Genomic DNA, 13,080 nt, shown 5'->3' with positions numbered 1-13,080 from the left:
CCCGGGCGTCTTCGTTTCAACGATGCGAGACTCTTAAGCGCGAGCGCGCTTCAGGGGCTCGATGACACCGAGGGCCGCGCCGATTTCGGCGAAGGTGGCCAGGACGGTGTCGATCTGTTCGTTGGTGTGGGCCGCGCTGACGCTGGCGCGCAGCAGCGGACGGCTGTCCGGCGTGGCGGGCGGCAGGGCCAGGTTCAGGTAGACGCCGGCCTGCAGCAGGCCGTTCCACATGGCGATGGCGCGTTCCTGGTCCGGCATGGTGGTGGCGACCACCGGGCTGGCGGTCGGGCCGGTGTGGAAGCCCAGGGTCGTCAGGCCGTCGTACAGGCGCTTGGCGTTGTGGTTCAGGCGGTCGCGCAGCTCGGGCTGCTCGATCATGCGGCGCAGGGCCGTCACGGTCGAGGCGACCACGGCCGGCGGCAGCGAGGCGGTGAACATGTACGGACGGCAGACGACGCGCATGACGTCGAAGTCGTCCATGTCCGAGACGCAGAAGCCGCCGATGGCGCCCAGGCTCTTGGAGAAGGTGCCGACGATGAAGTCGACGTCCTCTTCCRCGCCCGCCGCTTCGGCGAGGCCGCGGCCGGTCGCGCCGAGCACGCCCATCGAGTGGGCTTCGTCGACGAGCAGGTAGCCGCCCATCTCGCGCTTGATCGCGGCGATTTCCTTCAGCGGCGCGACATCGCCGATCATCGAATAGACGCCTTCGACCACGATCAGGCGTTCGCCCGGCGCATCGCCCAGGCGGCGCAGGCGCTTGGCCAGGTCTTCAGGGTCGTTGTGGCGGAAGCGGATGACCTCGGCGTGGCCGAGACGCGAGCCGTCGTAGATCGAGGCGTGGCTGTCGGCGTCGAGGATCAGGTGATCGCCGCGACCCACCAGGGTCGACAGCACGCCCAGATTGGCCTGGTAGCCGGTCGTGAAGACCATGGCGTGCTTGCGGCCGTAGAACTTGGCCAGTTCGGTCTCGAGCTCGACGTGAGCCTCGAAGCTGCCGTTGGCGATGCGCGAGCCGGTGGTGCCGGTGCCGCGCTCCTGGACGGCCTTGACCGAAGCGGCGATCGCTTCCTGGTCGAAGGTCAGGCCCAGATAGTTGTTGGTGCCCAGCAGGATCGTCGGGCGACCCTCGACGACGCCCTCGGTCGGCGAGATCACCGAGTCGAAGCGAACCTTGAACGGGTCGGCGCCCGCCTCTTGAATGGCCTTGTACGCGTCGCGATAGGCCAGGTGCTTATCGAATAGCCCCATCAGTTAAGCCCTAGTCCGGAGATCATTGATCAGTTTGGAAAGGTCGCCAACGGTCTCGACTGAGGCCAGGCGATCGAGAGGAATGGAGATGTCGAAGGTGTCTTCGAGTTCCATGATGATGTTCATGAGGGCCAGGGAATCTACGGCGAGATCACGGCCGATATGCGACTCTGCACGCACCTCGACAGGCCGTCCCAGAACCTTGCTCGCCGCTACCCCGATCTCGCGCAAGCTGAGATCCGTCACCGTTTCCATATCTAAATCAAACCTCCGGGAGCCCCACCCGTGACACTACTGTAACGGCGAGTCTGTCAGAATTCCGCCATAATTGAACTAGGCGACGATATTTTTGGGTAGCCAACCCTCAGAACGATACCAATCGACGGTGTTTTTGAACCCATCAATCAGACCGAACACGCTGGGTACTCTCTCCGCCATCGGAGCGCTAGATGGGGTCCAATCTGCGTGAAGCAACTCCTTGGCCTTGCCAAAACCGAATACGGCAGGGGTGCGAGTGGCCGAAGACCAAGCGTCAGCAAGGGCTCCGGCGGCTAAGATCGCTGTGTCGGGAAGCCTTACGAAGCGCGGTTTCGCRCCCATGACGACGCCAGCCGCGCTCATGATTTCCACCCAAGTGTAACCGTCACGCCGCACATCTGACAGCTCGATCAAGCCTGAAATGGGGTTTTTGCAAAAATCCGCAAGCTTGGCCGCCGCGTCCAGAACGTGAATCATTGCGATCCGGCTGGCCGGCGAGAGCACCGGCAGGATCGGGCTTTTCGCGGCCAGCTGAAAAAATCCCAAGGTTTCGGTGTCACCGGGGCCGTAGATCGCGGGTGGGCGCACGATCAAGGCGTCGGGCGCGGCCTCGCGCACGGCGTCCTCGCCGGCGCGCTTGCTGGCGGCGTAGTTTGACAACTGGGGTTCGCGAGCGGCCAGGCTGGAGACGAGGATGAACCGCGCGCCCGCCGCGCGGGCGGCCAGGGCGGCGGCGCGGGCGCCGTCACGGTTGATGGCGTTGAAGCCCTCCAGTGAGGCGGCCTTGATCAGGCCCGCCACATGGACGGCCACCTCGGCGCCGTCGCAGAGGCGATCTAGCGCCCCCGGAGTGTTCAGGTCGCCGGTGACGACCTCGACCTCGATCTCGCGCCAGAGGGGGGAGACCGGGTCGCGGCGCGCCAGGACGCGCGGCGTCCAGCCGTCCCGGGCCAGGGCGCGGACCAGGTGACGGCCCAGGAAGCCCGTGGCTCCGGTGACGGCGACGACCCTGCTAGTCACCGTAGGTCCCGGCCAGATAGGCAGTGCGGGCCTTGGACCGGCTCAGCTTGCCCGACGAAGTTTGGGGCAGGGCGTGGGCGCCGACCAGCTTCACCTTGGCGTCGACGCCATGGCGGGTGCGCAACAGGGTCGTCACCGACTCGACGAGGGCCAGGCGGCTGTCGACATCGCCGCCCCGCGCCTGGACCAGGACCACGATCTGGTCCTCGGGCTCAGCGGGGATCGCGAAGGCGCAGACGTCGCCGCTGCGCAGGCCTTCGATCTCGTGATCCGCTGTCCATTCAAGGTCTTGCGGCCAGATGTTGCGGCCGTTCAGGATGATCAGATCCTTGGCGCGGCCGGTGATGACGATCTCGCCTTCGATGACGAAACCGATGTCGCCAGTGTCCAGCCAGCCGTCGGCCGATAGCACGCGGGCGCTCTCTTCCGGATTGGCGAAATAGCCGCTCATCACCGAAGGACCCTTGGCGAAGATGCGGCCGACGCCGCGCTCGGGCAGCACCTGGCCGTCCTCGCCGCGCACCTCCAGGAAGTGTTCGGGCAAGGCCGGGCCGCAGCGCGCGAAGTCGCGCGCGCGTTCCGAGCTCTCAGGCGCGTCGACGGCCACGGCGTCGCGCTCCAGGCGTTCGACGTCCAGGGTCTCGGCCCGCAGGCCCTTGCCCAGCGGCGCCATCGACAGGGCCAGGGTCGCCTCGGCCATGCCATAGCTGGCCACGAACGCCTTGTCCGAGAAGCCAGCCGGCCCAAAGGCTTCGACGAAGGCCTTCAGCGGCGGCATGCGGATCATGTCGCCGCCCAGACCGGCGCTGCGCCAATGAGCCAGGTCGTAGGCGTCCAGAGGCTGGCCCTGAACCCGGCGGGCGCACAGCTCGTAGCCGAAGGTCGGGCTGTAGGCGATGGTGGCCTTGTTGCGGCCGATCAGGTCGATCCACAGCAGCGGGCGGCGGACGAACGCGCCGGTCGGCAGCAGGTCGACCGACATCTGGCAGCTCAGCGGGCTGAGCAGGAAGCCGATCAGGCCCATGTCGTGATAGAGCGGCAGCCACGAGATGGCGCGGTCTTCCGGGCTCACCTGCAGGCCGTCGCGGGTGATGGCCACGCAGTTGGCCATCAGCGCCTTGTGGCGGACCAGGACGCCGGTCGGCGTACGCGTGCTGCCCGACGAGAATTGCAGGTAGCAGGGATCTTCCGGGCTGATCGTCGGCAGGGCCGCGCCGCCGTCTTCCGGCAGATCGGCCAGGACGCCGGCGAAGTCGAGCCCGGCGCGCTCGCCGATCTCGGCCACCCAGTCCTTCAGCCCGACCGGGCCGATCAGGATCCGAGCCTGGGCGGAGTTCGCCAGGTTCTTGATCTGCTCGATATAGGCTTCCCGGCCGCCCAGGGGCGTCGGCAGGGCCAGGGGGGCGGGCAGCAGGCCGGCGTATTGGCAGGCGAAGAACGCCCGCACGAAGTCGCCGTCGGTCTCGGCCAGCAGGGCGACGCTGTCGCCGGTCTTGGCGCCGGTCGCCAACAGGCGGCGGGCCAGGACCAAGGCGTCCTCGCGCAGCTTGGCGTAGGGCAGGGCCTCGACCAGCTCGCCGCGCAGCGAATACAGGTTGATCCCCGTTTCGCCCTTGGCGGCGAAGTCGAGGGCCTCGGTCAGGGTCGGGAAGTCGGCGAACCGGACTTTGCGGTCAGACGCCGTGGGGGTGATCATAAGAGAGGCCTTCATCGTCTTTTTCGGTGCGGGCGGAGGAATCTTCCGCCGCGAGTCGGGCGAGCCTGCGGCGCGCCATGAAATACATGCCAATGGCCATGGCCAAAGCGGCCGCAACCAGGGCGGCGCCCGCGCCGGTCAGGCCGAACGTCGTAATCAGCGGAACCAGGGCCGCGAGATAGGCGGTCGCCACCACCAGGCGTACGGTCAAGGCCGCGCCCGCGGCGCGCATCGAGACCAGCATCGGCTCCAGCGGCAGGGTCATGACCCCGATCGCGGCGGCCGCGACCTGCCAATTCATGACCCCAGCCGCCGCGCCGTAGCTCTCACCCATGGTTATGGTCAAGATCCAACGGCCCGCGACCAGGCTGACCAGCAGCAGTACGCCCGCCGCGGCGCCGCCGATCAGGCCGATCTGCACGGCCAGCTTGGTCATGGCCAGCCGGCCGCCCGTGGCGCGCATCTTGGCCAGCTCCGGGTAGAGGGCGGGCACCATCAGCCGGGCGGGCTTGGCCATGCCGTCGGCCACCTGCTTGCCGATCCGCCAGAAGGCGGCCTGGGCGGGGCCGAGCAGGGCGCCTACGGCCATGGTCAGCACGTGGGTGAAGCCGACGTCCAGGGTGCTGGAGAAGTTGGTGGCCATGGCGAACCGCCAGACGCCGGGGAAGCCCTGGCCGGTTGGCCCGACCAGGGTGAAACCTTTCAGAAGGCCGCGTCGGTTCAGGTCCCAGATGGCGATCGAGGCGATGTAGAAGAACGAAGCGAAGGTCCCCGCCGCCCAGGCCGCCAGGAAGTACGGCAGCGGCGCGTGGGACACCGCGCAAAGAGCGCAGCCGATCATTCGGACGAACGAACTGATCGCCTGCTCAGCGGCCAGGAAACGGAAACGGTCGAACAGGCGCAGCAGGCCCACGCCAGTGGCCGAGGTCATGACTCCGATCGATACGGCGTAAAGCGCGCCGTAGCCGTGCGTGCCCGCGGGCCAGCGCAGTTCCTGCCAGAAGAACCAGGCCCCGAGAACGCCCAGCAGGATCCCCAGGACGCCGCTGATTAGGTCCAGCAGCAGGGAAAGCCGCAGCACTTGCTGGAACTTGGGCTTGTCGTCGTCCATCAGCGGCCCGGTGCCGTAGGTCAGCAGGGTCTGCCAGGACTGGAAGTGCGCCACCTCGCCCAGGAACTGTGCGAAGGCGTTGATCAAAACCAGGACGCCGAACGTTTCCTTGCCGAGGCTACGGGCGGTCAGGGCGATATAGGCCAAGCCGACCACGGCGTTGACCACGCGGCCGCTCAGCAGCTGGCCGGCGTTGGCCAAGACCTTCTTGAGCGGAGAGGTCGAGGCAAGCGGGGTCTGAGCGTCGGTCATGCCGTGCGCTCCAGCTTGTCGACGATGGCGCGGGCCGCGCGCACCGAGGCCGGCGTGTTGCTGACGTCGAAGGTCTCGTCGATGCCCCAGACCTGGGTCTCGCGGTATTGATCGTGATTGGCGAACGCCCCGTCGAGCCCATCGCCCAGGCCGTCGATGGTCTCCAGCACGGGACCGAACAGCCAATGGTGGAAGCTGGGATCGCCACACCACGCCACGCCGCTGGAATTGAGGAACAGGCACGGCTTGGGCGTGCGCAGGAACTCGTAGACCTGGCTGGAGACGTCGCCGAGATAGAGGTCGGCGGCCTTGGTGTAGGTCATGTCCGCGGCGGCCGGCCCGCCCAGGTCGACGTGGATGCGGGGGTGTTCGGCGAAAGCCCTGAACGCCGCCCGCTCCTCGGTCGAGGCGGTCTCGAACAGGCGGATGTGCGGAGAGAAGATCAGGTTGTAGCGGTCGTTGGCCGCGAAGAACTCCAGCACCTGCTTGCCCCACTTGGGCCAGGAGCCCAGTTCGGCGTGGAAGTGCGGATTGTACAGCACCACCGGACCGGGGTGTTCGAATTGAGGGGCGGCGCGTTGCGGCAGGTCATCGACCAGGTCGAACTTGGGATAGCCGACCATGGCGCAGGTGTCTTCGGTGACCCAACCTTCCTGCAGCATGCGGTCGCGCTGCTTGCGGCCGGCGGCCATGACCAGATCGAAAATCTTCAGGCGCGGCTCGAACGGTCCTCCGCGGTCGCCGGCTCCGTGCTGGGTGTAGACCAGCAGCGGACGGCGCACGCCCAGCCGGCGGAGCAGGGCTGTGGTGCGCTCGGGCGTGATTACGGCGTCGTAGCGAGCCAGGCGCGGAGCGTTGGCGATCAGCATCGGCGCCTTGGGCGGCAAGCCGCCGCCGCCGAAATGACGCAGCCACGCCGGCGGCAGCAGGACCAGCTCGATCGGCGCGCCGCCCAGTTCGGCGATCAGGCCGGCGACATAGTCGATCAGTTCGGGTGTGGTCGCGGCGATCTCGACCTTGATGGCCGGCCAACGCCGGGCCATGGCGACGGCCACCGACAGGCTGTGCCAAACCTGGTGGTGTTGCGCGATATAGAGGAAGCAGACGCGTTTTCTGGCGGCCACGTCAGCGTCGCGGCTCCAGCCGGGTTCTAACGCGGCCGTTCAGCACGACGCGGTCGCCCTTGTCGGTGACATTGTAGCTGTTGGCCCGGGTGCTGCCCTTGGGACCGCCCCCCGCGATGCCGGCATCGCCGCTGACCTCGCCCGTCCGCATGTCGATCAAGGCCTGGGGGGCGTCGAACGTGTAGCCCTCGGCGCTGGTGATCTTCACGTCTTCCGACAGCAGTAACTTGTGCTCGGCCTCGCGATAGAGGCCCGACTTGGCGGTGGCCTGGCTGGGATCGGGCGCGCCGTAGCCGCGCACCAGCAGCGGCGCGGTCAGGCGGACCAGGTTCTGGTCCTTGGCGTCGCGCTCGGCATGGTCGGCGGTGATCAGGAAGGCCCGGCCGTCCTTCAGCACGCCCGTGAAGCGCGGCTTGTTCAGCAGCAGCGGCGTGGAGGCGGCCTGGGTCTGGAGCTTGTTCGAGGCGAAGCTGCGCCACGAGGCCTGGCCGACCACGGCCACGCCGACGCCGACGGCGAAGATGGCCAGGACCAGGCGCAGGCGGCGGACCGGCTTCCGCCGGCGATTGCGGGCCCGTTCAGCGGCGGTTTCGGTGGGGGGGACGGCGGAGGCGCCATCTGTCTGGGTGAGCATTTGGGGGAATGGATAGTCCCACGTCGTCATTCGCCCAAGACCTTTGTTTCCCGGTGCGCGGTCCTGGCGCATGGCGGTGGGGTGCAAATGGGGGCGGCCGACGCCCCGTCAAGTTCGATTGCCTGCCGGTTGTTTAGGGCGCCGAACCGCGTGATCCTCGCTGGTACGCCGTGTAAGGATCCGCGTCATGTTCCATCGTCCGTCGCAGCACAAGGATTTCGGCGTCTTCCTGCCCGTGGCCAACGGCGGCTGGATCGTCTCGAAGACGACGCCGCCCCTGGACGGTCTCTATGCCCAGAACCGCGCCGCCGCCGTGGCCGCCGACCAGGTGGGTATGGATTTCGTGATGTCGATGGGCAAGTTCCGCGGCTTCGGCGGCGAGACCGACCACTGGGGAACCTCGCTCGAGTCGGTGACCTTGATGGCCGCCATCGCCGAGGCGACGACGAACGTCCGCATCTGGGCCACGGTCCATCCGCTGCTGCAGAACCCGGCCGTGGCCGCCAAGATGATCGCCACCCTGGACCACATCAGTGGTGGCCGAGCCGGTCTGAACATCGTCGCCGGGGCCTACAAGGCCGAATTCGACCAGATGAGCGCCTGGGACGATTCGCTGGACCACGACGACCGCTACGGCCTGGCCGAGGAGTGGACGACCATCGTCAAGCGCCTGTGGACCGAGGACAGCGTCGACTTCGCCGGCAAGTATTTCACGATGAAGGACTGCCAGTCCAAGCCTAAGCCCCTGTCCAAGCCGCGCCCCGAATTGATCTGCGCGGGCATGTCGGATCGCGGCTTTCAGTTCTCGGTGCGCGAAGCCGACGCCTGCTTTATCGGCGGCCGCTCGCGCGAAGAGCACCGCGAGGCCTCCCGACGGGCCAAGCAACTGGCGGAAAGCCTGGGCAAAACGGTTCGCACCTATGCCATGTGCACGATCATCCACGCCGAGAGCGACGCCGGCGCCGAGGCCCTGGTCCGCCGCTACGCTGAGGGGGCTGACATCGGCGCGATCCTGGCCATGCTGGCCAGTTGGGGCGTGCCGGCCGACCGGCTGCAGGCGGTGGTCGCCAAGCAGGGCGCTTTCATGACCCAGACCGTCGTCGGTTCGCCCGCCACCTGCCGCGAACAGATCGAAGCGTTCATGGTCGAGTGCGAGCTGGACGGGCTGATGCTGATCTTCCCGGACTATGAGGAAGGGCTGGCCATGTTCGGCGGCGAGATCCTGCCAAAGCTGCGGGCTGTGTTCTCGTGAGCCTGGCCTTGAATTTGAAAGACTGGATCGCGCCCGAACGGACGGCGCTGCTGATCGTCGACATGCAGACCGATTTCGCCTCCTCCGAAGGCGCGGCGGGACGCTGGGGACTCGACCTTTCCACCGTTCCCCCGGCGCTGACGGCCGCCGAGCGGCTGGCGGAGGCCGCCCGGACGGCCAAGATCCCGGTGGTGTTCTCCGGCCTGTTCACGACACCCGAGACCGACTCCTCGGCCTGGAACGAGCGGATGCGGCGGCGGGGCGACGACCCTTCGGTCGACGCGGCGCTCTGCCGGGCGGACGAGGCCGGCAGCGCCTTTGTCGGTCCCCAGCCCCAGCCGGGCGAACTGATCATCCGCAAGGTCCGCTACAGCGCCTTCTGGGACACCGACCTCGACGCGCGACTGAAGACGCTGGGTGTCGACACCCTGGTGATCGCGGGCCTGACGACCGAGTGCTGCGTCGACGGCACGGCGCGCGACGCCTTCAACCTCGACTACCATGTGTTCGTCGCCGCCGACGCTTGCGCCGCTTACGAACCGGACTTGCACGCCGGGGCTCTGAAGATGCTGGACCTCAACACCGCCATCCTGACCGACTCGGCCAGCGTCGCCGCCGCCTGGAGCGCCTGAGTGCCGCCGATCTCCCAGGCTGACCGCGCCGCGATCGCCGCCGCCATCGACGAAGATGAGCTGGTCGAACTGGCCTTGACCCTGGGCAACATCCCTAGTCGTTCGGGGCAAGAGCGAGAGGCTGGCCAGTTTGTCCACGACTGGATGGCGCGCGAGGGTTTCTCGCCGCGCAAGGTCGGCGCGACGCCGGAGCGGTTCAATGTCATCGGCGCCTATGGCGGCCTGGGGAGGGGCAAGAACCTGCTGTTCACCGCCCATCTCGACACCGAGAGCCCGACCCGCGATCCCGACCTCGACGTCCACAAGTACAGCCCCGCCACATTGGCCGACCCGGAGTGGGAGCGCTGCTGGATCGAGGACGGGGTGCTGCGCGGCTATCCGATCGCCAACGATCGTGGGCCGATGAGCTGCTTCCTGATCGCGGCCAAGGCGCTGAAGGCCGCCGGCTACGGCCTGGCCGGCAAGATGTACCTGACCGCCTGTCCCGGCGAGATCGGGCCCGAGCCGATCGAGGAGCATCGTGGGATCGCCTACCTCGGCAAGGACATCGGCGCCCACTACCTGTTTCACCACGGCGGCGTCGCGCCCGACTACGCCATCGCCGCCGAGGGCTGCGACTTCGGCTGGACCTCGGTCGGCTGCGGCTATGCGGTGTTCCGCCTGCGGTTGTGGGGCGAGGGGACCTTCACCCCGCTGCTGCGCCATCCGGAGCGCGCCAGCGACCACCGAAACCCGATCTATCGGGTCGGTGCGCTGACCGACGCCATCCACGCCTGGACCCGCGATTGGGAGGCCGCCAGCCGCTACGAGAGCGAAGGCGGGATCGCCGAGCCCAAGGTTCAGCTTTGCGCCATTCGAGGGGGCGTGCCCTACCAGTTCGGCGATGGAACCGAGGTGGTCAGCCTCTATCTCGAGGTCGGGCTGAACCCCCGTCAGAAGGCCGCCGACGCGCAGCACGCCCTGGAAGCCATGGCGCGCGCGGCGGGCGTGGGGCGGGTCGAGATCGAGCCGGTCGTGGTCCGCCACGGCTTCGAGGCCGCCGCCGGCGAGGTCGCGCCGCTGGTCGGGGCGGTGGACGCGGCCACGCGTCTGGGCCTGGGTCGCCCGGCGGCGCTGGCGAGCCCGGTCTATTCCAGCATGTGGCGCGACCACAACGTCTTCAACATGCACCGGATTCCGGCGATCACGACGGGCCCGAAGCGCTGGCGGCCGTCACCGAAGGACCTGGCCGACAGCGCCTTGATCTACGCGCTTACGGCCCTGGCGGTCTGTGGGCGGGCCGATGGCGACGAGGCGGCGCGGGCCTCTTCCGTCTATCCGGACAATCCGTTCGGGGTGTAAGCGCGGAACGCTCATCCCGGCTTCCGGGGCGCGTGTGGGACGCCGGTCGGAGCTGCTCAATTCCCCGACCGGCAGGCGCGTCGACAGTAAGGGGCCATCGACGTCCCTCCGATGGGGAGACGCCCCCACGAACGGTCTCCCTCTAACTCGCGGCGATGGAAAACGCCCATTCTGGGTTTCGAAGGCTCGGGTCTTGCGGAACGCCTCTTGCCACAAAGTGTCAGCAGCCCGAGCCGTCGCGCTTGTCACGGCGGGTTGGAACACCGAAGTTCCGGGAACGTTGTCGTCGCTCGGGCTTCGCCACAGCCCTGCTCGGCCAGGAGACGCCCATGACCCCGGACGATCAGCCCGCTATGGATCTTGTCGAGGTTTCGGTCGACGCCCTCGTCGATCGCTATCGGCGGGTGCGTCGGCGCACCGAGGTCCTGGCCGCGCCGCTGTCGCCCGAAGACCAGGCGGCCCAATCCATGCCGGACGCCAGCCCCACCAAGTGGCATCGGGCCCATACGACCTGGTTCTTCGAGACCTTCCTGCTGACGCCGTTCCTGGCCGGCTACGAGGTTTACGACCAGACCTTCGGCTATCTGTTCAATTCCTATTACGAGGCCGTCGGCCCTCGGCAGCCGCGCCCGCAACGGGGCCTGCTGACCCGGCCCTCGGTCCAGACGGTGGGCGCCTATCGCGCCCATGTCGACGCGGCCATGGCCCGCCTGCTGGCCGGTCCGCTGACGCCGGAGATCCTGGAGCGTATCGAGCTGGGCCTGGCGCATGAGGAGCAGCATCAGGAGCTGATCCTGATGGACATCCTGCACCTGTTCGCCCAGTCGCCGCTGAGTCCCGCCTACCAGCCGGGCCACGCGGCGCCGCGCCCCGATCCGGGCCCGCAGCGCTTCCACCGCTTCGCCGGCGGCCTCGTCGAGATCGGGGCCTGCGAGGCGGGCTTCGCGTTCGACAACGAGCGGCCGCGCCACAAGACCTATGTCGCCCCGTTCCGCCTGGCCGATCGGCTGACGACCAATGGCGAGTGGCTGGCCTTCATCGAGGCCGGCGGCTACGCCAGGCCCGATCTCTGGCTCTCCGAGGGCTGGGCCAAGGTCCAGGAAGAGGGCTGGGAGGCGCCGGCCTATTGGCGGCGCGAGGGCGGCGGCTGGACCACCATGACCCTGCGCGGCCGCCACCCCGTCGATCCGAACGCGCCCGTCGTCCATGTCAGCTACTACGAGGCCGCCGCCTATGCCGCCTGGGCGGGCCGCCGCCTGCCGACCGAGGCCGAATGGGAGGCCGCCGCCACCGCGACCGGAGTCTCGGCCTCGCGCCAGCTCTACGGCTCGGCCTGGCAATGGACCGCCAGCGCCTACAGTCCCTATCCGGGCTTCAAGCCGGGGGCGGGCGCGCTGGGCGAGTACAACGGCAAGTTCATGGTCAGCCAGATGACCCTGCGCGGCGGCTGCGAAGCCACGCCGCCGGGTCACACGCGGGCGACCTATCGCAACTTCTTCCATCCCGGCAGCCGCTGGATGTTCGGCGGCGTGCGTCTGGCCGACGACGACCGCCTGGCCGAGGTGACGCCGGAGAACGGCTTCCTCAACGAGGTGATCGCCGGCCTGTCGGCCTCGCCCAAGACCTTGCCGGCCAAGTACTTCTACGACGCCGAGGGCTCGCGCCTGTTCGAGGCGATCTGCGAGCTACCGGAATACTACCTGACCCGCACCGAGACGGCCTTGCTGCGCGCGATCGCGCCGGAGCTCGCCGCGCGCATCCCGGCCGGCGCGGCCCTGGTCGAGTTCGGCAGCGGGGCCAGCACCAAGACCCGCATCGTGCTGGACGCCGCGCCGCAGATCGCCGTCTACGCGCCGATCGACATTAGCCCCAACGCCTTGGACGAAGCCGCCGCCAGCCTGCGCGCGGACTACCCCGCGCTGGCCATCGCGCCGCTGGTCGAGGACTTCACCAAAGCCCTCGATCTGCCGGAGGGCGCCAAGGGCCACACGCCGGTCGGCTTCTTCCCCGGCTCGACGATCGGCAATTTCGCGCCGCATGAGGCCGAGGCATTGCTGCGCCAGGCGCGGGAGCTGCTGGGCGAGGGCTCTCTGTTCATCGTCGGGGCCGACGTCGCCAAGGATCCGGCGGTGCTGATCCCGGCCTATGACGACGCCCAGGGCGTGACGGCGGCGTTCAACCGCAACGTCCTGGTCCATATCAACCGCGAGCTGGGCGGGACCTTCGATCCCTCGGCCTTCGCCCACAAGGCGGTATGGAACGCGGACGAGAGCCGGATCGAGATGCATCTGGAAAGCACGCGCGACCAGATCGTCATGGTCGGCGACTACGGCTTCCGGTTCGCCGCCGGCGAGACCATTCACACCGAGAACTCTTACAAGTACCCGGCCGAGGCCTTCGAGGCGATCGCCCGCCGCGCCGGCTGGACCGTGGCCCAGCGCTGGGTCAGCGCCGATCCCGCTTTCGCGGTTTACGCCCTCACGGCCTAGAGGGGCGGCCTAAAGGCCGTTCT

11 protein-coding genes are annotated in these 13,080 nt (G+C 68.2%); 4 read left to right on the top strand and 7 right to left on the bottom strand.

The features are described from left to right. Positions 1-33: 33 nt before the first annotated feature. The 7 genes from spt to lptC all read right to left on the bottom strand — a co-directional run bounded on the left by spt (position 34) and on the right by lptC (position 7,343). On the bottom strand, positions 34-1,248 hold the full coding sequence (gene spt, locus AC1DSO_RS04330) for a serine palmitoyltransferase (RefSeq protein WP_477067676.1): 1,215 nt from the start codon (positions 1,246-1,248) through the stop codon (positions 34-36). Between the two features lie 3 nt (positions 1,249-1,251). Further along, the gene (locus tag AC1DSO_RS04325) at positions 1,252-1,503 is read right to left on the bottom strand and encodes an acyl carrier protein (RefSeq protein ID WP_047413332.1); all 252 of its coding nucleotides are present in this window, start codon (positions 1,501-1,503) and stop codon (positions 1,252-1,254) included. A 78-nt stretch (positions 1,504-1,581) separates the two neighbouring features. Continuing rightward, entirely contained in the window at positions 1,582-2,526 is a 945-nt protein-coding gene (gene cerR, locus AC1DSO_RS04320; RefSeq protein ID WP_477067675.1) for a ceramide reductase, read from the bottom strand. Next, positions 2,519-4,237 (bottom strand): fatty acyl-AMP ligase, encoded by a 1,719-nt coding sequence (locus AC1DSO_RS04315; protein WP_477067674.1) that lies wholly within the window; start codon positions 4,235-4,237, stop codon positions 2,519-2,521. Before AC1DSO_RS04315 ends, cerR begins: the two co-directional genes overlap by 8 nt. Then, on the bottom strand, positions 4,200-5,585 hold the full coding sequence (locus AC1DSO_RS04310) for a lipopolysaccharide biosynthesis protein (RefSeq protein ID WP_477067673.1): 1,386 nt from the start codon (positions 5,583-5,585) through the stop codon (positions 4,200-4,202). Before AC1DSO_RS04310 ends, AC1DSO_RS04315 begins: the two co-directional genes overlap by 38 nt. Next, complete coding sequence (locus AC1DSO_RS04305; protein WP_477067672.1) at positions 5,582-6,709, bottom strand: glycerophosphotransferase; 1,128 nt, start codon at positions 6,707-6,709, stop codon at positions 5,582-5,584. The genes AC1DSO_RS04310 and AC1DSO_RS04305 overlap by 4 nt, the downstream gene beginning before the upstream one ends. A 1-nt stretch (position 6,710) precedes the next feature. Then, positions 6,711-7,343, bottom strand: a complete 633-nt coding sequence (lptC, locus tag AC1DSO_RS04300; RefSeq protein WP_477067671.1) for an LPS export ABC transporter periplasmic protein LptC — start codon at positions 7,341-7,343, stop codon at positions 6,711-6,713. A gap of 187 nt (positions 7,344-7,530) precedes the next feature. Between lptC and AC1DSO_RS04295 the strand changes: the two genes are divergently transcribed. From AC1DSO_RS04295 to egtB, 4 genes are all read left to right on the top strand, one after another. Then, a complete protein-coding gene (locus AC1DSO_RS04295; RefSeq protein ID WP_477067670.1) occupies positions 7,531-8,595 on the top strand; it encodes an LLM class flavin-dependent oxidoreductase in 1,065 nt (354 codons plus the stop codon). Positions 8,596-8,603: 8 nt separating this feature from the next. Next, positions 8,604-9,227 (top strand): cysteine hydrolase family protein, encoded by a 624-nt coding sequence (locus AC1DSO_RS04290; protein WP_477067669.1) that lies wholly within the window; start codon positions 8,604-8,606, stop codon positions 9,225-9,227. After that, positions 9,228-10,568, top strand: coding sequence for a zinc-binding metallopeptidase family protein (locus AC1DSO_RS04285; protein WP_477067668.1), 1,341 nt, complete (start codon positions 9,228-9,230; stop codon positions 10,566-10,568). Positions 10,569-10,897: 329 nt separating this feature from the next. Further along, complete coding sequence (egtB, locus tag AC1DSO_RS04280; RefSeq protein ID WP_477067667.1) at positions 10,898-13,057, top strand: ergothioneine biosynthesis protein EgtB; 2,160 nt, start codon at positions 10,898-10,900, stop codon at positions 13,055-13,057. Positions 13,058-13,080 lie beyond the last annotated feature (23 nt).

The organism is Caulobacter sp. P4_E5, assembly GCF_056401555.1.
This window is presented reverse-complemented; position numbering and strand designations above follow the sequence as displayed.